Here is a 23,944-nt window from a genome sequence, read left to right on the forward strand (position 1 = left end):
AAACAACAGGAGGTTAACATTATGAGAAGATTTCATGTTTTAGATTTAGCATTAGCTGCCATGTTCGTTGCTCTTATGGCCATCGGTGCAAATATTGTATCTTGGGCACCTTTCTTACAAGTAGCAGGCATCCCATTATCTATGCAACCATTTTTCGCAATTTTAGCAGGTCTTCTTCTTGGAAGTAGACTTGGTGCCTTATCCATGACTGTATATATGCTCGTTGGCTTAGCCGGCGCACCAATCTTCGCTAACTTCAAAGCTGGATTTGGAGCACTTTTAGATCCTACTGGTGGTTTTATTATCGCATTTATTATCGTTGCTTACGTATCAGGAAAACTAGTAGAACAAAAAGAAAGACCCACTTTCATTACATTTGCAATTGCCTCTTTCACTGGAATTATTTTAACTTATATAATCGGTACTACTTACATGTACGGAGCAGTCAATCTCTTTATGGGCGGTAATATGAGCTATAAAGCTGCTTGGATGATTATGATGTGGTTTGCAGTAAAAGATATTGCATTTACAATTATCGGTGCTATTATCGCACCTCGCATATACTATGCTGTGCGTCGCTCTGCTTATCAGCATTCTCATTCGACGATTTCATAATAAAAAAGAGTTATTGCAGCTTGCTGCAATAACTCTTTTTTTATATTAAGACTCTTGATTCGCTTGTTCTTCTAAAATTTTCTTCATCATTGCAACCATGTCATCACGTAATTCTGGGTGTTGCAGGGCCATTTCAATTGTCGTTTGAACGAATCCTAGCTTTTCACCTACGTCGTAGCGCTTTCCTTCGAAATCGTAAGCAAATACACGTTGGATTTCATTTAAGCTTTGGATTGCATCTGTTAATTGAATTTCACCACCAGCACCGACATGTTGCTGTTCTAAGAACATAAAGATTTCGGGCGTTAAAATGTAACGGCCCATAATTGCTAAGTTTGAAGGAGCTGTACCTTGTGCTGGTTTCTCAACGAAATTGCGAACTTGGTAACGACGACCTTCTTGTTCTAATGGATCGATAATTCCATAGCGATGTGTTTCCGACTCTGGAACAGTTTGTACACCAATAACAGAAGAAAGTGTTTTTTCATACTCATCCATTAATTGACGTAAACACGGTTTCTCAGCTTGGACAATATCATCACCTAGTAACACTGCAAACGGCTCATCACCAATGAATTTACGCGCACACCAAACAGCATGTCCTAGTCCCTTCGGCTCTTTTTGACGGATGTAATGAATATCTACCATTTTTGAAGAAGCTTGTACTTTTTCAAGCAACTCATATTTTTTCTTCTCTAATAAGTTTTGTTCTAGTTCAAATGCATTATCAAAATGATCTTCAATAGAACGCTTTGTTTTACCAGTAACGATAATAATATCTTCGATACCCGATTTCACTGCTTCTTCTACAATGTATTGAATCGTTGGTTTATCTACTATCGGTAACATTTCTTTCGGCATTGCTTTCGTTGCTGGTAAAAAACGTGTTCCTAATCCAGCTGCTGGGATTATCGCTTTTCTTACTTTTTTCATCACAAAATACCCTCTCTCCTGTCGGAATCAATAGCAAGCATTTCCTACATAAAACAAAAGGGAGATTTCGCTCCCTTTTGTTCCTTACTACTTAAAATTACTTTGTATTATAAACGATTCATAATGTCTTCTTTAATAGTAAGTAACTTTTGTTCACTATTTTGTAAAGAACTATCTTTTACACCAAAGTAAAACTTAATCTTCGGCTCAGTTCCAGATGGACGTAGGCAGAACCATGAACCATCCTCTAATTGATATTTTAACACATTTGATTTCGGTAAGTGAATCTCTTCTTTATGTCCATCTTGTAAAGATGTAACGATGCTTGCTTTATAGTCTTCCACTGCTACGACTGTTAAGCCAGCTACTTCTTTCGGCGGATTCTCACGGAACGTTGCCATCATCTCTTGGATTTTTTCAGCTCCATCTTTTCCTTTTAACGTTAACGATACAAGGTCTTCACGGAAGAAACCGTACTTCTCAAATACTTCTAATAGACCGTCATATAACGTTTTCCCTTGTGATTTGTAGTATGCAGCTACTTCACATGCAAATAGGACAGATTGTACTGCATCTTTATCACGGCAGAATGGGCGGATTAAATAACCATAGCTTTCCTCATAACCGAATTGGAATTCATATTGTCCGCTTTCTTCATACTGCCTAATTTTCTCACCGATAAATTTAAATCCAGTTAACGTATCAACTGTATCTAAACCGTATGCTTTCGCAATTGTACGGCCAATCTCAGACGTTACGATTGTTTTTAATACGACACCGTTCTCCGGAAGCGTTCCGTTTTCTTTCTTTTGAGATAGTAAGTAATCAAGCATTAATGCACCTGTTTGGTTTCCTGTTAATACTTGGAACTCACCATTATGATTACGCACTGCTACACCAAGGCGGTCTGCGTCAGGATCAGTTGCGATTAATACATCTGCGCCTACCTTTTCACCGTCACGAATGGCATACTCAAACGCTGCGTGCTCTTCTGGGTTCGGTGATTTTACTGTAGAGAAGTTTGGATCTGGTAACTCTTGCTCTTTTACAACTGTTACATCTGTAAATCCAACTTCTTTTAAACCACGGCGTACAGAAATATTTGATGTTCCGTGTAATGGTGTAAAGACGATTTTTAAGTCTTTACCAACCTTTTGCACCATTTCTTTATTAATGATGACATTGTTCAATTCTGCAGCATATGCATCATCTACTTCTTGTCCAATAATATGTAATAAACCGTCAGCTTTTAATTGCTCTACATCAGCGACTTCAACTGTTAATTCATCTTCTACTGCATTTACGTAGCTAATTAACTCATCTGCTTCTTTTGGGGGTAACTGTCCACCATCTTCACCGTATACTTTGTATCCGTTATATTCAGGTGGATTATGGCTTGCCGTAAGAACGATTCCACTTACTGTATGTAAATGACGAACTGCGAAAGAAAGTACTGGCGTTGGACGTAAGCTTTCAAACACATATGTTGTGATACCGCGTGCCCCAAGTGTAGCAGCAACTTCCATTGCGAACTCAGGTGATTTATGACGAGAATCATAGGCTACAACAACACCGCGTTTTTTCGCTTCCTCACCTAATTTTTCAATAAAGCTTGCTAATCCTTTTGTTGCTTTACGAACTGTATATACGTTTAAACGGTTCGTACCAGCACCAAGTTCACCACGCATACCACCTGTGCCAAACTCTAGATTTTTATAAAAGCTATCCTCGATTTTCTTCTCATCTTGCTTCATATTTTCTAGCTGTTCTTTTAATTCTGCATCTAATTGTGCGTAAGAAAGCCAGCGACTAAATTCTTGTTTCCAATTCATTCTTCTCTCTCCTCTCGCTCGTCATACCTTTATTATATGAAAAAAACATGCTGTATCTCAATATTTTATAAAATCTAGCAGGATTTTACTAGGAATATTTGTATACACTATTGTTAAATACTCCACTAAAGGGAATGAGGATTATGCACGAATGGGGCTTGTCAGAAGAGCTCAAAATACAAACAAAGCAAATGATTGAAATTGCTGAAAAAGAACTATCGATTATGAGGAACGCAATCGATAAAGAAGACGAATGTATTTTATGCAAAATGGAAGATATTCATCATATGTTAGCAAATGTACAAACATTGGCAGCTACATACTATATTCAGGCATATTTATCACCTTATACGGAAAGTTCATCTTTTATTACGACAGCTATCCAACACTTAAGCGCCAGAAAACATGGTGCTCTTATCGTTGTGGAAAGAAACGAGACGCTTGAAGCTCTCATTCAAACTGGAACGACATTAAACGCTCATTTAACTGCACCATTACTCGAATCAATATTTTATCCAGGTAACCCTCTTCATGACGGTGCCGTTCTCGTAAAAAATAATCATATTGTCTCAGCTGCTAATATTCTTCCTTTAACGAAAAGTACAGAAGTTGATCCTGAGCTAGGAACACGTCACAGAGCTGCAATTGGCTTATCAGAAAAGAGTGATGCACTTATATTAGTTGTCTCTGAAGAAACGGGCCGTACTTCTTTTGCTTTAAACGGGATTTTGTATACGATTTCTTTATAAACACTTTTTATCACTTTTTTGAACAGCACGGTAGTAAATGAAGTTATATCGAATTACCACCAAATACACCTACCATATCAATAGAAAAAGCTGTCTCCAAAATTTGAGACAGCTTTTTCTTCAAAAAAAATTATTCTTCTACAAAATGCTCGAAAAGTATACGAATTACCTATACCATTGCTCGAGCTGACCATAAATTATTTGCTCAAAGGGATGTCTAAGTACACTTACTACTCTTTTTGTACTCAAAACATGTTTAGACCTCTTTCATAACAACTGTATGTTTTCTAAAATGCTTCACTTCTAGCTATTATTTTTTATCTATTTTTAATAAATAGTAAAAAAGGGTACTTTAGAAATCCTATCTAAAGTACCCTTTTATTAAAAATCTATTTTATTATAAAGAATAATTGGAGACTGCAAAATGATAAAAATATAGCATACTTTCAAAATTATTTATAATTATTAATATTAATATTAAACATAAAGCAACTACTTTTACACGTCTCATCACTTTAAAACCATATGCTAATAATAACGGTATTGTAAACAGCATATGTGCGCCATAAATAAATGCTTCAGATGCCCCAAAACCAATAATTCCATGTAAAACAATATTAAATAGTAAACAGAAACTTAAAAACCTTACGAAAGGCTCTTTTCTAAAGTTTTTCCATACAGCTACTATTATAAAAGCATACACAGATACAATCACAATCCACCCGATCATAGTATGCGATGGAAGTATATTTAATTGTGCGAATTGCTCACCTTGTCTTAAAGTAACTTCCGAGAATGGTCCAAAGATGAATGAAGATCCTAATAATAGATGAAATACTAATATACCTGATGGCTTAACGTATTCTGGTGAAAAACTCTGTCCTTGCGCAGCAAAGTCCATACTACCCTTTAATCCTTCGATAAGAACGACATTATTTGCGTTCATTGCTAATACAAACAGGACCACGACAATAACAATCGAAATACCAGTCCAAATAATTTTTTTCCGTAGTTTCTTATAACTCATCAGACTACCTAAAAACCACATAAACGAATTGGTTAATGTAACCCCTGTTATTACTATTGCCAACAATACATTCGCAATACTAAATCCTATTTTCGCTTCTTTTTCCCCTGTAATAAATGGATAGCATACAAAGCACATAAGTACCAATGTGAAATTTGCATAGCTAAAAGATTCTGGTGTCCACGTAATAACTAACATTGTAGCTGAAAATCCATACATGACCGCTAGTAAAAAAGAAACAATCGTATTCTTACAAATTTTACAGCATAATGTATAAATCATCACTACACTGAGCGCGCTTAAAAACGTTTGAATGAATATAATACCATGTACAATATTCCCTACTTTTACTGTCTCCAGCATCCACATGAATTGCTGAATAAAATAATAAAGGAATGGATGTCGGAACCAGGTCGCCGCTGCTACATCTACTTTTTCAAGGAAAAAGGAGATGATATAATATCCTTGATCAAAAGAAAAATAGGTATCAACCACCCACGCTTCAATAAAAAGCTTAGAGTGAGTATCCATTTTCCAACCGATAAAAAAATAAAATGACCAATAAAAAATGAAAAGGACAAGGGCTAATATCCCCTTTCCTTTATAATCATTCCAAATATTCAATACTTCTTCTCCTCTCTACGGTAGAAATAACATAATTAGATGTGCCACGTATCCAATAACTGTTCCTAACACAAGCCCACCAAAAATCTCATGCCAATGATGTCCTTGACGCTCTCTTAATTTTTCTTCTTCCGAACTTATATGTTTATTCAACATTCTTGCATGTTTACCAACTGTACGGCGAAGTCCTGTGGCATCAATGATAACAATTGTTAAAATTGCCATCCCGATTCCAAACATCGGTGTATTAAATCCTTCATGAAACCCTATTGTCATGACCATACTTGATAAAATCGTTGTATGCGTGCTAGGAAATCCACCATTTCCAACTAAACGAAAAGCATCTTTTCCAGAACGAAGATAATTCACTAAAAATTTCAATACTCCCGAAGCTACCCAAGCTATAAATGGAAGTATACAATATAAATATGTTCCCATTGCTTTACCTCCTATGATTTTGCAATAAATAAAATGCCAGCTACTATACATACCATTCCAGCAATTTTCATGAAATTGATTGTTTCACCAAATAATAATGCTGACGCAATAATAACAAATACATATCCGAAACTCACCATTGGGTATGCATAACTTAAATCAACCTTTCTCAGCACAATCATCCATAATAATGCACTTAAACCGTAAAAAGCTAGTCCGAAAAAGTTCGGTACGTTAATGAAATTCATAATACCTACAGCCGCTGAACTTTGTGATTTCATTGCACCAAATTTTAATAAAATTTGCCCTACAACTCCCATACCAACTGATAAAATAATCATTAAAAATTGTTGCATCTCTATACTCCTTAACTGTTTATATTCAAAAAATGTTTTATTCCAAATAAAAAACGTTTAAGACACTCCTCTTAAACGTTTTAACAAACCCGAATAGAGTAATTAAAAGTTCAATAGTATAATAATAACTGTTATCGCATATAACAACACTGTTATTAAAATATGCTGATCCTCTAATAAAACTTTATCTGGTTCTCCACCTTTATCTTCCATGTGAACTAAATATAAATAACGAAAAATCCCGTAAATTACAAATGGGATTGTCCACATTAAATAGATACTTTTCCCTGCATTAAAAGTAAAGATAGCATAAGTTACAATAGTTGCCGATGTAACAATTGTACTTAATTGGTCTAACAAAGCAGGAGAATAACTTTCTAATACTTTTCTATGAGAACCTTTATTATTCTGTAACAATACTAATTCATGTCTTCTTTTATTAATAGCCAAGAATAGTGACAGTAATAATGTACATAATAAAAACCACGGTGTAAATGGCACTTGAATAACTAATCCACCGGCCAATGCTCGTAAAACAAATCCAGCTGCAATAATTAAAATATCAATGATTACAACGTGTTTCAAACGAATTGAATACGCTACATTTAAAATAAAATAGACTGCTAATACTAAGCACAATAACGGATTTAATATATATGAAACTACTAAAGACGCTACTAAAATAACACAACCTGCCGTAATAGCAAAGTACGGATTTAATGCCCCCGATGCCATCGGTCGATATCGCTTAACAGGGTGTTGTCGATCTGCCTCAATATCCATAAAATCATTTAAAATATAGACACAGCCAGATATTGCACAAAATAGCGCAAAACAAATTGCAGCTTGTGCCACCATAGTTAAAGATACTTGTTTTATTGAAAAGACTAACGCTGCAAATACAAGCAAGTTTTTAGTCCACTGTTTCGGGCGTAACTGTTTAAAAAACAATACAACTATATTTTGTTGAGATAAAGTTCCTTCCCTCATAATAATAAGAGTGCTTCTATTTTTATCACTCTCTTCTTTCCCTCCCTATTCAATTGTTATTTACTTCTAATACAGGAAAGATTATATCACATAAGTATAGCATTGAAAATCAACTATTAAATACCAATAAAAAAGGCTGCCTCAAAAATTTGAGACAGCCTTTTCTTCAAAGAATTATTCTTCTCCAAAACGCTCCACAAGTGTTGCAAGTGTACGTACCATTGCACCAGTTGCTCCAGCTGGACCTAAGTCGTGCGCGCCTTTTGTTTCTGATGTTCCAGCGATATCTAAGTGTACCCACGGTGTATCTTCAGCGAATTCGCCTAAGAATGTACCTGCCATAACCGCATGTCCTTCACGGCCTGGTGAGTTATTTAAATCAGCAAACTTACTGTTTCGAACGCGTTCTTTATCACGATCAAAAATCGGTAGTTGCCAAATTGGCTCATCTGTTTCCATAGAAGCCTCTAGCACTTGCTCAAATAACTCTTCATTATTTGTCATTGCGCCTGTCGTATAGTTTCCAAGTGCAACAATTACACCGCCTGTTAATGTTGCAACATCAACAAGGTAGTTTGCACCAAGTTTTTTCGCATACGTAATACCGTCAGCTAAAGCTAGACGACCTTCTGCATCCGTATTTAATACTTCAATTGTTTTTCCGCTCATAGATGTGATTACATCGTCTGGCTTAAATGCCGTACCACTTACAACGTTATCAGTTGAAGGAATAACAGCGATCACATTTTGTTCTGGGCGAAGTTCACCGATAATTTCCATCGCACCTAATACAGCAGCTGCACCGCCCATATCACCTTTCATACCAACCATGCCTTCACGTGGTTTTAAAGAATAACCACCTGTATCGTATGTAATACCTTTTCCAACGAACCCAATGACATCTTTCCACTCTTCTTTTCCCTTATAAATAAGAGCGATCATTTTTGGTGGCTCTACACTACCTTGGTTTACTGCAAGTAACGCACCCATACCAAGATCTTCCATCTCTTCTTTCTCAAGAACTTTATAGTCCATATCATACTTCTCCGCTAATTCAACAGCATACTCAGCAAGCTTTGTCGCTGTTAATACGTTTGGCGGCATATTTACAAGTGTACGAGCTGAATTTGTTGCACGTCCATGTACGTAGCCAACTGTTAATGCGGCTTCAATTTCTTGTGCATCTTCCGATGTAATAGCCGTGAACTTCTCTAACTCTACACGATCCTTTTTATCTGATTTATACGTTTGTAATTCATATGTACCAAGGCCTTGTACCTCTGCTGCAATATGAGCGACATCAATCGCGTCTAATTTCTCTGTTACGAAAGAATCAAGTAAGATTGCTGCATCTTGTACTTTTGCTGCTTGCAGTGTTTTAAATGCCTTACCAAGAGCCGCACGTAACGTTTCTGTCGTGTAAGACTCTTTCTTGCCTAAACCAACAAAGTAATAACGTTTCACATTTGTTTTTCCTAAGCTATGCACTTTCGAAATGGCCTTTTTCTTCGTAGATAATTCTTTCTCTTCTAGTAAAACTTGTAATTGTCCTTCAAACGCTTTGTCCAGTTCTTGTACAAAACTACTCATTTTCTCTTCTTCAAATAAAGCAACAATTACTGCTTCATGACCTGCTAATTCTTTTTGTACTTGAAACATGTTCAGACCCCCTAAATTTCTCTACCACCATTATAACTTTATTTTCGATAAAATGCGACAATTCTAACTACAGTTATATGACGTGTAAAATCCCCTCTATTATGAAATAAGCCAAGAAAAAAAGTCTAGCGTAATTACGACTAGACTATCTTTGTTTTAAATATTGACCACGAAACACTTGCATCGTTTCGTCTTGATTTAACATCGTTAACTCTTCTTCTGTAAACTTACCATTTCCTACTTTTACTACGTACACATTTACTTTTTTCTTACCCCATTGGCTATAAACATCTTTCACCGTATCATAATATAGATCAAGACGGTTTCCTTTTATTGCACCGCCCTTATCAGCTACTACACCATATCCATAACCTGGTACGAATAGAATCGTTCCAATCGGAAATACGCGTAAGTCCGCAGCGATTGTGGAATATAAATCCCTTTTCACTTTAACACCTGAATATGTAATACCATACTCTGGATGCCCTGGCCTCTTACCAGTTGACTCAATTCCCGACGTATAACCTGTTGCAGTCATTTCAATTGAACGATATTTAGACCAGTCGTTTGCCTGCTCTAAAGCATTTATCACTTCTTTACTCGGAGCAACATTTCTCTTAACTTCTGCTGCATGTACTTCTTTTGCACTCGTTCCCTCATACTTCTTTACAATCTCTAATAAAGAAACTCCTGTGAAAGCATTCCATGTTACGCATAATGCAATTGCAAGTAAACAAGTCATCATAATGCGAATACAATATCGTTTTAACATTTTTATATTCCACACTCCTTCATCGTTAATCATTCCCTATACCATGAAGGAATATGCAAAAAAATAATCTCCAACTTAATTGGAGATTAAAACATTTGATATCCGCTTTTCCGAAGTTTCTTGATTACGACTCCTGCTAAAGCAGCCCCTACTAATCCAGTAGATAGAATAAATACGTCTGCTTGTCCTAAGTGCGATACACTTGTCCCAAATGAAGAAAATGTTTCTTTCGGTTTTGAAAAATAATCCCACATACTCGCTTTATTAATAATAAGCATACAAACAATCGGATACACAATAACCATTACCCAAGTAGCTCGCAAAATCATGTTGAGTAAAAATCCAATTCCAAAGAACAAAATAAAGAATAACATCATTGAAATAAGTAGTACCGGTATACTCACTCTTTTCCCCTCTCCTTCGCACGTGCCGTAAATACGTGATAAGCTGTATAACCAAATGGTTCGCCTGGATTTAATGTTTTGTCCACTTCAAGATGTAGTTCTGATCTTCCTTCTAACAAATATTTAATAAGCACAGACGTATTCGGATCGTCTACAATCTTATCCGGATGTAAGAACGCCACTTCAGACAATTCTTTCTCCTGTATAATAATATTTTCTCCTTCAGGCTCCAAAAGAAAAATAATCATATTATCACTAATCTCATTACGAATAACACCCGATCGAACACCAATGATCCCCTTCACATGAGCGACAATGCCTGTCTCTTCTAACACTTCGCGTTTCACAGCTTCATCAACCGTCTCACCTTCATTTACAAAACCAGCCGGTAAAGACCATTTCCCTTTTAATCCACTGTATTTCTTCTTAACAAATAGCCACCTACCATCTTTTGTAGCTACTAAACCACTAACAGCTAGCCATACCTTCCCTCGTTTCTCCATGATGTAATAACCTCCTCTTTCAGAACGGACAGAATATTCTTTCTTTTTTATATTATACTATATTTTTAATATGAAAAAAGCAGAAACAGCTCTTAGCCGTTTCTGCTTTTTCTACTATATATTAAAAGAACTTTAATTTACCTTTTTTAAGAACTAATAAAGGTCCACCTAATAAGAATAGGTAACGGTTATCGATTACTTTCTTCATGAAGGAAGCTTTCCAACCTGTTAACTTTTTACCCATAACAACGCCCATTGCATCGTCATGACCTAAAGAACATACAGATCCTTTATTATCAAATGCGAATTTTTTCATTTCACCTTTACCACGAACTAATACAGTTAAGTTGTGTGCAATATTGTAACCTTGTTGAATTGCAATTTGTGCTGTTGGTGGGTATGGACGGTTAATTTCTTCATTAATGATTAACGCTGCGTCACCAACCATGAATACATCTTCGTATCCTGGAGCATGCATGTACTCATCAACTTTTACACGTCCGCGCATTGCTTCAAATCCAGACTCTTCCACAATACCGTTACCACGAACACCTGCAGCCCAAACTACTGTTTCAGACTTAATTAATTCAGTGTCATCGCCATTCGCAACGATAATACCTTCTTCAGTTGCTTCTTTAATTGCTGTACCGATGCGGAATTCTACACCTTTTTTCTCAAGTTGTTTTACAGCGTATTCTACTAACGCTGGATCGAAACCTGGAAGTGCTGTTGGAGCAGCTTCTACACAGATGATACGTGCTTTTTCACGTGGTACATTGTACTCTTTGCAAAGTTCAGGAACACGGTTTGCAAGCTCACCTACGTACTCGATACCAGTAAATCCAGCACCACCAACAACGATTGTTACTAACTCATCGCGTTGTTCAGTTGCATATTTAGAGAAACTAGCTTCCATATGCTCACGAATTTCACGAGTTGCATTAATGTTAGCGATTGAGAATGCATGCTCTTTTAATCCTGTAATTCCGAATGTTTCTGATTCGAAACCAAGACCAATTACTAAGTAGTCATACTCTAACTCGCCGTCTTTTAAGATAATGCGTTTTTCAGCAGCTTTAATTTCTACTACTGTGTCTTGTACAAAGTTTACTTTATTTGTATCAATAACGTCTTGAATATCTAGACAGATTTTTTCATCTTGTAATGTACCAGCTGCGCTCTCGTGTAACCAAGTCGCTTGGTAGTGATAGCTGTTGTTGTTTACTAGCGTAATTTCAGCTTCATTTACAGATAATGCTTTTTGCAGACGAACAGTCGTAATCATCCCGCCATAACCTGCACCTAAAACTACGATTTTTGGAGTCTTCACCAAATCACAACCCTTTTCTTTATATAATAGTAATGAGAAATAATACCAAGTACTAAAAACTCTATTTGTCAAGAATGTGGAATTTATCACATTCTATATCATAACAAAACGCAGTCAAAAAATCGTACGAATTTTGTCATAGAAATTTAACATAATACTTCCCTATATTAGTCGGTTTTATTCCAGAATTCAAGCGTCTGGAGAATTATCAATATTTTAAAATAACATAGCGTTTTCAAGGGTTTTTTAGACTTTTTTTCATGTATTTTCCTTTCTGTATATTTTATACAATAAAAAAGAACCTATGCGAAAACTTACACACAATTCAGTCGTTTTCAGAAGTATTATGAACTCAAATATGCTATCATTTATTTGAAAGTGTCATCATTTGCAGGATTTTCGTGTACATATGAACAATATATGAAATCAATATCAAAATTCCATCTATAGGGGGAATGAAAGTGGCAGAAAATCAAAAAGTTTACGACATAACAATTATTGGTGGTGGTCCAACAGGGCTGTTCACAGCATTTTATGGCGGTATGAGACAAGCAAGTGTAAAAATCATTGAAAGCTTACCTCAACTTGGAGGACAATTATCCGCACTCTACCCTGAAAAATACATTTATGATGTAGCTGGATTCCCAAAAGTGCGCGCACAAGAATTAGTTGATAACTTAAAAGAGCAAATGAAGAAATTTGACCCAACCGTTTGTTTAGAAGAAGCTGTCGATACGCTTGAGAAACAAGCTGACGGTATATTTAAACTTGTTACGAATAAGCAAACTCACTATTCTAAATCAGTTATTATTACTGCTGGCAATGGTGCTTTCCAACCACGCCGCTTAGAATTAGAAGGTACAGCAAAGTATGAAAAGAAAAACTTACATTATTTCGTTGATGATATGAATAAATTTGCCGGTAAGCGCGTCGTAGTATTTGGCGGCGGCGATTCAGCTGTTGATTGGACAATGATGTTAGAACCGATCGCTGAAAAAGTTACAATCGTTCATCGCCGCGATAAATTCCGTGCGCATGAACATAGCGTCGAAAACTTAATGAATTCTCGTGCAGAAGTAAGTACACCGTATGTTCCAGTTGAACTCATTGGTGATGACAAAATTGAACAAGTTGTTCTTCAGCACGTAAAAACGGAAGAAAAAGTTATCATCGATGTTGATGACGTAATTGTAAACTATGGCTTCGTTTCTTCTCTTGGCCCAATTAAAAACTGGGGCTTAGATATACAAAAAAACAGCATCCTTGTAAATTCAAAAATGGAAACAAATATTCCTGGCATTTACGCTGCTGGTGACATTTGTACATATGAAGGAAAAGTAAAACTCATTGCTTGCGGCTTCGGTGAAGCACCAACAGCAGTAAACAATGCAAAAGCTTACTTCGATCCAAATGCAAAACTTCAACCAATGCATAGCTCAAGCATGTTTTAATATGTAAAAATAAAAGCTCCTTCCATACGTGGAAGGAGCTTTTATTTTATATACCACGAAAGCACACTGAATTCGATAAACTATCGAATTCAGTGTGCTTTTCGTCTAAAAAAATTATTGTTTTCTTCTTCTACCTAATACGAATAATACTCCGCCAACTAAGAATGAAATTCCAGCACCAACTGACATCATCCATGGAGACGCTGCCCCTGTTTTCGGTAATTCTCTTTCTGTTTTTACTTGCGGCTCTTTAATTAATTTTTCCAATCTTACTTCCGGTTTCACTTCTGGCTCCTTCGGTTCTTCCGGATCTTCCGGTTTCACTTCTGGCTCCTTCGGTTCTTTCGGATCTTCTGGTTTCACTTCTGGCTCCTTCGGCTCTTTCGGATCTTCTGGTTTCACTTCTGGCTCCTTCGGTTCTTTCGGATCCTCCGGTTTCACTTCTGGCTCCTTCGGCTCTTTCGGATCTTCTGGTTTCACTTCTGGCTCCTTCGGTTCTTTCGGATCTTCCGGTTTCACTTCTGGCTCCTTCGGTTCTTTCGGATCTTCTGGTTTCACTTCTGGCTCCTTCGGTTCTTTCGGATCTTCCGGTTTCACTTCTGGCTCCTTCGGCTCTTTCGGATCTTCCGGTTTCACTTCTGGCTCCTTCGGCTCTTTCGGATCTTCCGGTTTCACTTCTGGCTCCTTCGGTTCTTTCGGATCTTCTGGTTTCACTTCTGGCTCCTTCGGTTCTTTCGGATCTTCTGGTATCTTAAAATCTTCTTTTGTTTTCGGTAAAATTGTAACTGTAGGCTCAAGTGGCGGATTTATTTTATCGTCCACTACTGCTTTATTTGTTATCCCTTTACTCGGCGCTTCTTTTACCTTCGCGTTAAAAATAATACTACGTTCTTTCGTATCTGTAATTTCTAGATACTTGGCGATTACTTTTCCAAACTCCATTTTTAACTCTATTGGATTTGGCTCAGCCCCTTCAAATCTAATACTACCTTGCACGTATTCTAAACCGGCTGGAATTTCATCTTCTATTGTAACTACATCTAGTTTTCCGTTTTCCACCGTATTTTTGAAGCTAATTCGGTATTCTACTTCTTCTCCGAGCTTTGGCTCTTTATTACTTACTGTCTTCGCTGCTGTTAACTTACCATCTTTATATTCTGGCTTTATTTTCGCTGTCGGTTCTATAACTGGATGTTTCGGATCATCCACTTCAATAATCGCTTTATTTGTTATTTCTCCTCCAACTTTTGCTGTTTCTTTTACCTTTACTTTAAAGATGACACTTCTTTCTTTCGTATCCGTAATTTCTGGATACTTCACTGTTACTTTTCCATTCTCTACTTTAAGTTCTGTAGGCACAGGCTTATCACCTACGGCCTCCAGACTATCTTTCACATACTCTAAACCAGACGGAATTTCATCTTCAATCTTTACATCAACTAACTTCCCGCCATCTACTGTGCCGTTAAAAGTAATTCGATATTCAATTTCTTCCCCTAGCTTTGGTCCATGATTACTTACTTCTTTCCTTGCCTCTAGTTTCCCATCTTTATATTGCGGTGTGATTGGTATAAGTGACTCAACTGGCGGAGTCGTCGGATTATTATCATCAACAATCGCCTTGTTTACAATCTCTTTTCCTACTTGTACCGTCTCTTGTACTCTCACTTTAAAGATGATACTTCTTTTTTTCGTATCCGTAATTTCTGGATACTTTGCTGTTACTTTTCCATTCTCTACTTTCAGTTCCACCGGATATGGTTCCGGCCCATCAGACTTTATACTATCTTGTACATATTCTAAACCGGCTGGAATTTCATCTTCTACCTTTACCTCAGTTAGTTTTCCGTTCTCTACCGTATTTTCAAAGCTAATTCGATATTCTACTTCTTCTCCTAACTTTGGTTCATGATTACTTACTGTTTTTTCTGCTTGTAATGCACCATCTTTATATTGAGGCTGAATAGAGATATTCGGTTGCTCTGGTGGATTTATTGTATCTTCCACAATCGCCTTGTTCACAATCTCTTCGCCTACTTTAGCTTTTTCTTTCACTTTCACTTTAAAGACGATACTTCTTTCTTTCATATCCGTAATTTCTGGATATTCCGCAAGGACGATTCCGTTTTTCACTTTCACATACAACGGTTTCGGATTCTCTCCCTCGGCTCTTTCACTACCTTCTACAAACTCTAAGCCAGTTGGTAATTCATCCTTAATCTTCACCTTCGCTACTTTTCCATGCTCTACTACGTTACGGAAAGTAATTCGATACTCTACTTCTTCTCCTAATTTTGGAGCTGGATTATTTACTGTTTTCTCAGCTTTTAGTTTTCCGTCCTTATACTCCGGCGTAATAATCGCTTCTGGTTTTTGCGGCGGATTCTTCGGATTGTCATCATCCACAATTGCCGTATTCACGATTTTCTTACCGACTTTTGCTACTTCCGTTACTTTCACTTTAAAGATAATACTACGCTCAGCTGTATCAGTAATATTTTCATACTTCGCTGTAATTTTCCCAGCTTCTTCTTTTAACTCTACTGGCGCTGGCTCATTACCTTCTGATTTTAAACTATCCTTCACATACTCTAAACCAGTTGGTAATTGATCCTCAATTTTCACTTCTGCTAGTTTTCCGTTTTCTACCGTATTTTTAAAACTAATTCGGTACTCTACTTCTTCTCCTAGCTTTGGATCTTTTTTATTTACCTTTTTATCAGCTTTAACTTTACCGTCTTTATGCTGCGGGGTAATTTCTACTTCTGGTCGCTCTGGTGGATTTTTTGTATCATCAACAATTGCTTTATTTACAATTGCTTTGTCCACTTCAACAGAATCTTTCACCTTCACTTTAAAGATAATGCTTCTTTCTTTCATGTCAGTGATATTTTCATACTTCGCACTAACCTTACCAGCTTCTTCTTTCAACTCTACTGGTGCTGGCTTATCACCTTCTGCTTTTAGACTATCTTTCACATACTCTAAACCAGACGGAATTTCATCCTCAATTTTCACCTCTGCCAGTTTTCCATCTTTCACCGTATTATTAAATGAAATTCGGTATTCGATTTCTTCCCCTAGCTTCGGTTTATGATTATTCACCTTTTTATGAGTAGCAATTTTACCGCCTTTATATTGCGGTGTAATTTTTGCTGTCGGATCAATTACTGGATGGTTCGGATCATCAACATGGATAATCGCTTTATTTGTGATGTCTTTACCTATTGCAACTGAATCTTTCACCTTCACTTTAAAGACGATACTTCTTTCTTTCGTATCCATAATCTCTGAATACTTTGCCATTACCTTACCATTTTCTACTTTCAGCTCCACTGGTTTTGGCTCTTCACCTTCAGCCTTTTCGCTTCCTTCTACAAACTCTAATCCAGCTGGAATTTCATCTTCTATTTTTACCTCTGCTAGTTTTCCATCTTTCACCGTATTATTAAAAATAATTCGATATTCGATTTCCTCACCTAACTTCGGTTCATGATTACTTACTTCTTTTCTTGCCTCAATTTTCCCATCTTTATATTGTGGTGTAATCGGTACATAAGGCTCTTCTGGCAGATTCTTTGTATCATCTATAATTGCCTCATTTACGATTTCTTCTCCCACTTTTACGCTTTCTTTTACCTTCGCTTTAAAGACAATACTTCTTTCCTCTGTATCTGTAATTTCTGGATACTTTGCCATTACCTTATTATTTTTCACCTGTAGCTCTACTGGTTTCGGTTTAGAACCTTCTGCTATGATGCTGCCTTCTACATACTCTAAACCATTTGGTAATGTATCCTTTATATTTACCTCTACTAGTTTTCCGTTTTCTACCGTGTTTTTAAAACTAATTCGGTATTCTACTTCTTCTCCTAGTTTCGGTTTATGATTATTTGCTACTTTCTGCGCAGCAATTTTACCCTCTTTATATTGCGGAGTAATTTCCACACGAGGCTCTTCTGGCTCATTTTTTGTATCTACTACGATTGCTTTATTAACAATCTCCTTGCCTATTTCTGCCTCTTCTTTTACTTTCACTTTAAAAATAATACTTCTTTCTTTTGTATCCGCAATTTCTAGATACTTTGCCATTACCTTGCCGTTTTCAAATTTCAATTCTACCGGACTTGGTTTAGAACCTTCTGCTTGTAAACTGTTCTCCACGTACTCTAATCCAGCTGGAATTCCATCTTCTACTGTAACCTCTACTAGTTTTCCGTTTTCTACCGTGTTTTTAAAACTAATTCGGTATTCTACTTCTTCTCCTAATTTCGGTTTTTTATTGTTTACAAATTTCTCTGCTTTAAGCTTACCGTCTTTATATTCTGGCGTAATTGTTACTTCTGAAGTTGTTGGATCTTTTGTATCATCAACAACTACTTTATTGACAATGCCTTCACCAACCTTAAATTCTTCTTTTACTCTCGCTTTAAAGACGATACTTCTTTCTTCTGTATCCATAATTTCTGGATATTTTGCGATTACTTTTCCATCTTTCACTTTCAGTTCTACCGGATCTGGCTTAGAACCTTCTGCTCGTAAACTATCTTTCACATACTCTAATCCATTTGGTAAATCATCTTTTATTGTCACCTCTGCTAGCTTTCCGTTTTCTACCGTATTTTTAAAGCTAATTCGGTATTCCACTTCTTCTCCTAACTTCGGTGTTTCATTATTTACCGTTTTCTTCGCTTCCACTTTTCCGTCTTTATGCTGTGGAGTAATTTCTGCCGTCGTTGTTTCTGGCTTATTTTTCGTATCATCAATAATTGCTTTATTGACGATTTTTTTACCGACTTTCACTTCATCTTTTACTTTCACTTTAAAAGTGATACTTCTTTCTTCTGTATCCGTAATCTCTGGATACTTCGCCATTACCTTACCATTTTCAAATTTCAATTCTACTGGATCCGGCTTAGAACCTTCTGCTTTCACACTGTTTTCTACGTACTCTAAACCTTCTGGTAAAGTATCTTCTATTTTCACCTCTGCTAGTTTTCCGTCTTCTACCGTGTTTTTAAAACTAATTCGGTATTCTACTTCTTCTCCTAACTTCGGCGTTTCATTATTTACCGTCTTCTTCGCTTTCACTTTTCCGTCTTTATGTTGCGGAATAATTTCTGCTGTCGGTGTTTCTGGCGGATGTTTCGTATCGCTCACAATCGCTTCATTAACAATTGAATCGCTCACTTTACCTTTTACTTTCACTTTAAAGGTAATACTTCTCTCTTTTGTATCTGTAATCTCAGGATACTTTGCCATTACCTTACCGTTTTCAAATTTCAATTCCACTGGATCTGGCTTAGAACCTTCTACTTTTACACTATCTTTCACATACTCTAATCCATTTGGTAAATCATCTTCTATCTTTACCTCTGTTAGCTTTCCATGTTCTACCGTATTTTTAAAGCTGATTCGGTATTCCACTTCTTCTCCTAACTTCGGCGTTTCATTATTTACCATCTTTTTTGCTTCAAGTTTTCCATCTTTATACTGAGGAATAATTTCCGCAGTCGGATTAACTGGCTTATTTTGCGAATCATCAATAGTTGCTTTATTAATGATTTTTTTACCGACTGTTACTCCTTCTTTTACTTTCACTTTAAAAACGATACTTCTTTCTTCTGTATCCATAATTTCTGGATATTTTGCCATTACCTTACCGTTTTCAAATTTCAGCTCTACTGAATCTGTTCCGGCACCTTCTGCTTTCAAACTATTTTCTACATACTCTAAACCTTCTGGTAAAGTATCCTCTATTATCACGTCTGTTAGCTTTCCGTACTTAACCGTATTTTTCATACTAATTCGGTATTCTACTTCTTCTCCTAACTTCGGTGTTTCATTATTTACGCTTTTCTTCGCTTTAATTTTTCCATCTTTGTGTAATGGTGTAATTTTCACTTCTGGTTCTTTCGGATCTTTCATATCATCCACAATTGCCTTATTGATGATTTCCTTACCTACTTCCGCTTCTTCCTTCACCTTTACCTTAAAGACAATACTTCTTTCTTTCATATCCGTAATATTTTCGTATTCAGCAGTGACTTTTCCATCTTTCACACTTAACTTTAATGGAGCTGGTTTATCACCTTCAGCCTTTTCACTGCCTTTTACATACTCTAAACCGTTAGGAATTGTATCCTCTATTATTACCTTTTCTAGTTTTCCGTTTTCTACCGTGTTCTTAAAGCTAATTCGGTATTCTACTTCTTCTCCTAGTTTTGGTGATGGATTATCTACTGTCTTCTTCGAATCAATTATTCCATCCTTATGTTGCGGAGTAATTCTTTCCTCCGGCTCAATCGGTGGATTTTTCGTATCATCAACAATTGCTTTATTGACAATCTCTTTATCTACTTTTGCTTCTTCCTTCACCTTTACTTTAAAGACGATACTTCTTTCTTTCATATCCATAATATCGATATACTTAGCTTTGACTATCCCATTTTCAACAGCTAATTCTACTGGTCCAGGTGCTTCTCCTTCGGCCTTGATGCTATTTTCTACATATTCAAGACCTTTTGGAATTGTATCTTCCACTCGCACCTCTTCAAGTTTTCCGTTCTCAACCGTATTATGAAAACTAATGCGGTACTCGATTTCTTCGCCTAACTTTGGCTTCTTATTATTAACTACCTTTGTAGCAGCAATTTCACCTTTTTTACTTTGCGGTGTAATAACAACCTTTGATTCAACAGGCTCATTTTTCGGATCTTTTGCAATTGCTTTATTTACGATTGCTTCCCCTACTTTTGCCGAATCTTTTACTTTCACTTTAAAAACAATACTTCTTTTTTCTGTATCCGTAATTTCTGGATACTTTGCCATTACTTTTCCGTCTTCCACTTTTAGTTCTACTGGCTCTGGTTTTATACCTTCAGCTTTCAAACTATCTTTCACGTATTCAACACCTTTAGGTAGTGTATCTTCTACTAGCACCTTTTCTAGTTTTCCGTTTTCTACCGTATTATAAAATGTAATTCGGTATTCCACTTCTTCTCCTAGTTTTGGTGTTTGATTCGTTACGCTTTTTTCAACATCCACTTTACCGTATTTATAATCCGGCGTAATCTTTTCTTCTGGATGCTCAGTTTGTCCATTCGGCTCACTCACAACCGCTTTATTAACAATCGTTTCTCCGGCTTTTGCCTCTTCTTTTACTTTCACTTTAAAGGCAATGCTTCGCTCTTTTGTATCCGTAATCTCTGGATATTTTGCGATTACCTTACCATTTTCTACTTTTAACTCTACTGGATTTGGTTCAGCACCTTCAGCTCTCTCACTGCCTTGAACAAATTCTAAGTTAGCTGGAATTTCATCTTCTATTGTAACTGCATCTAGTTTTCCGTTTTCCACCGTATTTTGGAAGCTAATTTGATATTCAAATTCTTCTCCTAGCTTTGGCTTCTTATTTGTTGCTTTTTTCTTTGCAGCAATTTTACCGGCCTTATGCTGTGGTGTAATCTTCTCTTCTAGATTCTTTGGTGGATTTGTTTTATCACTAACGGTTGCTTTATTAACAATTTCTTCACCAATTTTTGCAGTTTCTTTTACTTTTGTTTTAAAAACGATACTTCTTTCTTCCATATCCATAATTTCTGGATACTTTGCAATTACTTTTCCATTTTCAAACTTCAGCTCTACTGGCTCTGGTTTTGCACCTTCTGCTTTCAAACTATCTTTCACGTATTCAAGATTGCTTGGTAATTCATCTTCAATCGTCAATACATCTAGACGTCCATCTTTTGTCTTATTTTTAAATGTAATACGATACTCTACTTCTTCACCTAGTTTCGGTGTTTTATTAGATGCTATTTTTTTAGCTTCTATTTCTCCAGGGATCTCTTTTGGAGTCGTAACCGTAATATCTGCATCATCTGCAGTTTCATAATTTACCTCGGTACTATCTTGTCCCTTTACAACAACGATATTTTTTACTGTTGTATCTGATTGTACAGAAGCTTTCACTTTTACTTTGAATGTAATAATGGCACTTTCACCAGGCTTTAAAACACCGCCGTCTTTAGCATTAGCACCTTCACCAACACGGAAATCAATTTGATTATTTACAAACTCTGCTTCATCATCGCTTGCATCATCTGTTTTATTTCCTTTATTACTTCCAGAAATATATTGTATAGATCCCGGAACATACTCTAAACGATCATCTAATTTATCAAAACCTTTTACATTCGATACCGGCGCTTGATTATTTTTCGTATCATTTTTCACTTCAATTTGATACGTAAACTCTTCACCAGCTTTAATTTCCTTAATTTCTTTACCGGTACTATCTAATGCCTTTTTATCAACTTGTAAGTTTGGAGCATTATGCTCTGTAACGAATGTGGCGTTATTTAATACGTAAATATCACCAGTACCAGCATATGCTCTAAAACGCATTTTTCCTTCTTTCAAATCATTCTTTACTTGAGTCGGTCCTTCAAGATGATACGTATGAATGTCAGTACTGAATGAATTTGTCCAATCCGGGTTATATCCTGGATATTTTTTTGTAACAAACTCGTTAGTACCGTCTACTTGTACTTCTGTCATAGATGAGTCATTAACATCATTATCTTTACCTTTAATATTTTTAAATTTTTGATACCCTAATCCAAAATCATACTCTCCATAATCATAGGCATACCCATCGTTATCAGCTGGATCACCTTGCGATGAAAAATAACTAAATTTCGCCTTAAAAGCACCTTCTTTTGGTGTGTTTATTTTATTAACACTAATATCTGTCCAAGCTGTACTTTTTTGAGCAACTAAACCTTCCCAAATCTTCATATCTTTTACTGTTTCTTTATAGTTTTCATACACTAATATAAGATTCCAGTTGCCCCAGTAGTAACCACTGCCTTTTTCAAATTTAATTTGTGGCACATTCGCAACTGTCACCGTTTGAGAAATACCTTGTTTTGCAATCACATTTGTTACGTCAGCATATGCAACATATCCTGCGCCACTGCTATAGTGATTTGCAATATACGGTAAATAATCCGCTTTTCGTATACTATCAGCACTTATTTCAGCATATTGCTTATTTCCCATCTTCATTTTAACGGGTTCTCTTACATCTTCATCGCTAACTCTATAATCTGTCCTTGCATCACTTGGAGTCCCCATAGCTGCTGTCCAAAATAAATATGCCTTTTTCACTTTACTTCCAGCAGGAATGTTAGGAAATGCACCTGTTGATGAATTAAATGTAGTATCATCATTATCAACATCTACAGCTTTTTTATTGGTTTTGCCACCAACACTTTGCCTAGTATAATGATTATCTGTCAAACCAAGCGTCACATTACCAGTCTGTACTAAATTACCAGGAGCAATTATAGAATACAACGGGTCTCCAAATCCTTGTTTATCTCCTGTTTGGATTTGAACCTTCGAAGCATTTTCTGACGCAGCTTGTACTTCTGCAACACTCTGCTTTACTGCCTCTTTTTCTGGCTGTTTCTCAGCTTCGGTTACTGGTTGTTCTGGTAGTTCTGTTTTTGATGTAGGGTTATTTTTATCTTCTACAGATACTTTTAGCTTTTCATCAACTTTTTTAATTGTATTATTAGCTGATGGGCCAACTTCTTTCTTACTACTGTCAGCCTCCTCATCGGCATTAGCTGCTACCTTTTCTTCAGAAGGGATTCCCTCAACATCTACAGACATGTTTCCTATTTGTACTTGATCTTTTTGCACACTAATCTTTTGTTTGTATTCTTTATTAAAATGCTGCGTGCGGCTAGCCTTTATTAGCACCGTCATTTTTTCGTGTGATTTTAAATCTCGAATTTTAAGATTAGAAGAAAGAAGTTTTCCTCCCTTATCTTTTTCTTCTACATAGAAATCCGCTACTTTATTTTCAGGTAACTTCTCTCCGTTTACTTTCACAGATTGCGAGAGGAACGTAATTTGATTTTCATTACTTTGTTTAAGCACCAATTCTTGAATTGGTGTATCTCCCGTATTTTCAATCGTATATTGAAATACGTGCTCCCTCTTAGCTACTTCCCCCTTATATATTTCGGCATTTACTTGCTCTGCCTTAATTTTCACATCATTTCCTTGTAACTCATCCCAGCTTTTTTTATTTATCTCTGCAAAAGCACTGGGTGAAGGCAATATGATGGATAGGAGAAGTGTGATCATCGTTACGACATTAAAACACTTCAATACTTGTTTCATATTTTTTACCTTTCTCCTTTCTATATGCTTGCTATCCGTCTACTTAATTTCGTAGCCGTATACA

At 36.3% G+C, this 23,944-nt stretch carries 15 protein-coding genes; 3 read left to right on the forward strand and 12 right to left on the reverse strand.

Going from position 1 to position 23,944, the window contains the following annotated elements; translation table 11 throughout:
* The first annotated feature begins 21 nt into the window (after positions 1 to 21).
* On the forward strand, positions 22 to 615 hold the full coding sequence (locus ACX9TM_RS24920) for a biotin transporter BioY (RefSeq protein WP_001252150.1): 594 nt from the start codon (positions 22 to 24) through the stop codon (positions 613 to 615).
* A 45-nt stretch (positions 616 to 660) separates the two neighbouring features.
* Here the strand turns inward: ACX9TM_RS24920 and galU are convergent, their stop codons facing one another.
* Positions 661 to 1,548, reverse strand: coding sequence for a UTP--glucose-1-phosphate uridylyltransferase GalU (gene galU / locus ACX9TM_RS24925; protein WP_002097988.1), 888 nt, complete (start codon positions 1,546 to 1,548; stop codon positions 661 to 663).
* Positions 1,549 to 1,655: 107 nt separating this feature from the next.
* Complete coding sequence (locus ACX9TM_RS24930) at positions 1,656 to 3,380, reverse strand: phospho-sugar mutase (protein ID WP_001104221.1); 1,725 nt, start codon at positions 3,378 to 3,380, stop codon at positions 1,656 to 1,658.
* A 143-nt stretch (positions 3,381 to 3,523) separates the two neighbouring features.
* On the opposite strand from ACX9TM_RS24930, the gene cdaS reads away from it, so the two are divergent.
* Positions 3,524 to 4,129 (forward strand): sporulation-specific diadenylate cyclase CdaS, encoded by a 606-nt coding sequence (gene cdaS / locus ACX9TM_RS24935; RefSeq protein WP_000545252.1) that lies wholly within the window; start codon positions 3,524 to 3,526, stop codon positions 4,127 to 4,129.
* 397 nt (positions 4,130 to 4,526) lie between these two features.
* Here the strand turns inward: cdaS and ACX9TM_RS24940 are convergent, their stop codons facing one another.
* The 9 genes from ACX9TM_RS24940 to ACX9TM_RS24980 form a co-directional block, all read right to left on the reverse strand.
* Positions 4,527 to 5,780: a DUF6080 domain-containing protein gene (locus tag ACX9TM_RS24940; protein WP_025710385.1), complete on the reverse strand. Its 1,254-nt coding sequence runs from the start codon at positions 5,778 to 5,780 to the stop codon at positions 4,527 to 4,529.
* Between the two features lie 15 nt (positions 5,781 to 5,795).
* A complete protein-coding gene (locus ACX9TM_RS24945; protein WP_000537660.1) occupies positions 5,796 to 6,218 on the reverse strand; it encodes a divergent PAP2 family protein in 423 nt (140 codons plus the stop codon).
* 11 nt (positions 6,219 to 6,229) lie between these two features.
* Positions 6,230 to 6,574 carry an EamA family transporter gene (locus tag ACX9TM_RS24950; RefSeq protein ID WP_001183889.1) on the reverse strand — a complete coding sequence of 115 codons (345 nt, stop codon included), beginning with the start codon at positions 6,572 to 6,574 and terminating at the stop codon, positions 6,230 to 6,232.
* A 102-nt stretch (positions 6,575 to 6,676) separates the two neighbouring features.
* Entirely contained in the window at positions 6,677 to 7,564 is an 888-nt protein-coding gene (locus ACX9TM_RS24955) for a decaprenyl-phosphate phosphoribosyltransferase (RefSeq protein ID WP_001206693.1), read from the reverse strand.
* Between the two features lie 174 nt (positions 7,565 to 7,738).
* Positions 7,739 to 9,223, reverse strand: a complete 1,485-nt coding sequence (gene pepA, locus ACX9TM_RS24960; RefSeq protein WP_000487946.1) for a cytosol aminopeptidase — start codon at positions 9,221 to 9,223, stop codon at positions 7,739 to 7,741.
* Positions 9,224 to 9,368: 145 nt separating this feature from the next.
* Complete coding sequence (locus ACX9TM_RS24965) at positions 9,369 to 9,995, reverse strand: 3D domain-containing protein (protein WP_000920103.1); 627 nt, start codon at positions 9,993 to 9,995, stop codon at positions 9,369 to 9,371.
* A gap of 86 nt (positions 9,996 to 10,081) precedes the next feature.
* A complete protein-coding gene (locus ACX9TM_RS24970; protein ID WP_000027016.1) occupies positions 10,082 to 10,399 on the reverse strand; it encodes a YuiB family protein in 318 nt (105 codons plus the stop codon).
* Entirely contained in the window at positions 10,396 to 10,902 is a 507-nt protein-coding gene (locus ACX9TM_RS24975; RefSeq protein ID WP_000415315.1) for an NUDIX hydrolase, read from the reverse strand. Before ACX9TM_RS24975 ends, ACX9TM_RS24970 begins: the two co-directional genes overlap by 4 nt.
* Positions 10,903 to 11,023: 121 nt before the next feature.
* Entirely contained in the window at positions 11,024 to 12,232 is a 1,209-nt protein-coding gene (locus ACX9TM_RS24980) for an NAD(P)/FAD-dependent oxidoreductase (RefSeq protein ID WP_000856612.1), read from the reverse strand.
* Positions 12,233 to 12,693: 461 nt separating this feature from the next.
* Between ACX9TM_RS24980 and ACX9TM_RS24985 the strand changes: the two genes are divergently transcribed.
* A complete protein-coding gene (locus tag ACX9TM_RS24985; RefSeq protein ID WP_000829785.1) occupies positions 12,694 to 13,683 on the forward strand; it encodes an NAD(P)/FAD-dependent oxidoreductase in 990 nt (329 codons plus the stop codon).
* Between the two features lie 114 nt (positions 13,684 to 13,797).
* On the opposite strand, the gene ACX9TM_RS24990 is transcribed toward ACX9TM_RS24985, so the two are convergent.
* Entirely contained in the window at positions 13,798 to 23,880 is a 10,083-nt protein-coding gene (locus tag ACX9TM_RS24990; RefSeq protein WP_077393181.1) for an isopeptide-forming domain-containing fimbrial protein, read from the reverse strand.
* Positions 23,881 to 23,944: the final 64 nt, after the last annotated feature.

Source organism: Bacillus sp. LH1, from assembly GCF_057924895.1.

Coding starts and splice junctions, on each gene's coding strand:
- ACX9TM_RS24920 (WP_001252150.1), top strand. CDS start 22: ATGAGAAGATTTCATGTTTTAGATTTAGCATTAGCTGCCATGTTCGTT.
- galU (WP_002097988.1), bottom strand. CDS start 1,548: ATGAAAAAAGTAAGAAAAGCGATAATCCCAGCAGCTGGATTAGGAACA.
- ACX9TM_RS24930 (WP_001104221.1), bottom strand. CDS start 3,380: ATGAATTGGAAACAAGAATTTAGTCGCTGGCTTTCTTACGCACAATTA.
- cdaS (WP_000545252.1), top strand. CDS start 3,524: ATGCACGAATGGGGCTTGTCAGAAGAGCTCAAAATACAAACAAAGCAA.
- ACX9TM_RS24945 (WP_000537660.1), bottom strand. CDS start 6,218: ATGGGAACATATTTATATTGTATACTTCCATTTATAGCTTGGGTAGCT.
- ACX9TM_RS24950 (WP_001183889.1), bottom strand. CDS start 6,574: ATGCAACAATTTTTAATGATTATTTTATCAGTTGGTATGGGAGTTGTA.
- ACX9TM_RS24955 (WP_001206693.1), bottom strand. CDS start 7,564: ATGAGGGAAGGAACTTTATCTCAACAAAATATAGTTGTATTGTTTTTT.
- pepA (WP_000487946.1), bottom strand. CDS start 9,223: ATGTTTCAAGTACAAAAAGAATTAGCAGGTCATGAAGCAGTAATTGTT.
- ACX9TM_RS24965 (WP_000920103.1), bottom strand. CDS start 9,995: ATGTTAAAACGATATTGTATTCGCATTATGATGACTTGTTTACTTGCA.
- ACX9TM_RS24975 (WP_000415315.1), bottom strand. CDS start 10,902: ATGGAGAAACGAGGGAAGGTATGGCTAGCTGTTAGTGGTTTAGTAGCT.
- ACX9TM_RS24990 (WP_077393181.1), bottom strand. CDS start 23,880: ATGAAACAAGTATTGAAGTGTTTTAATGTCGTAACGATGATCACACTT.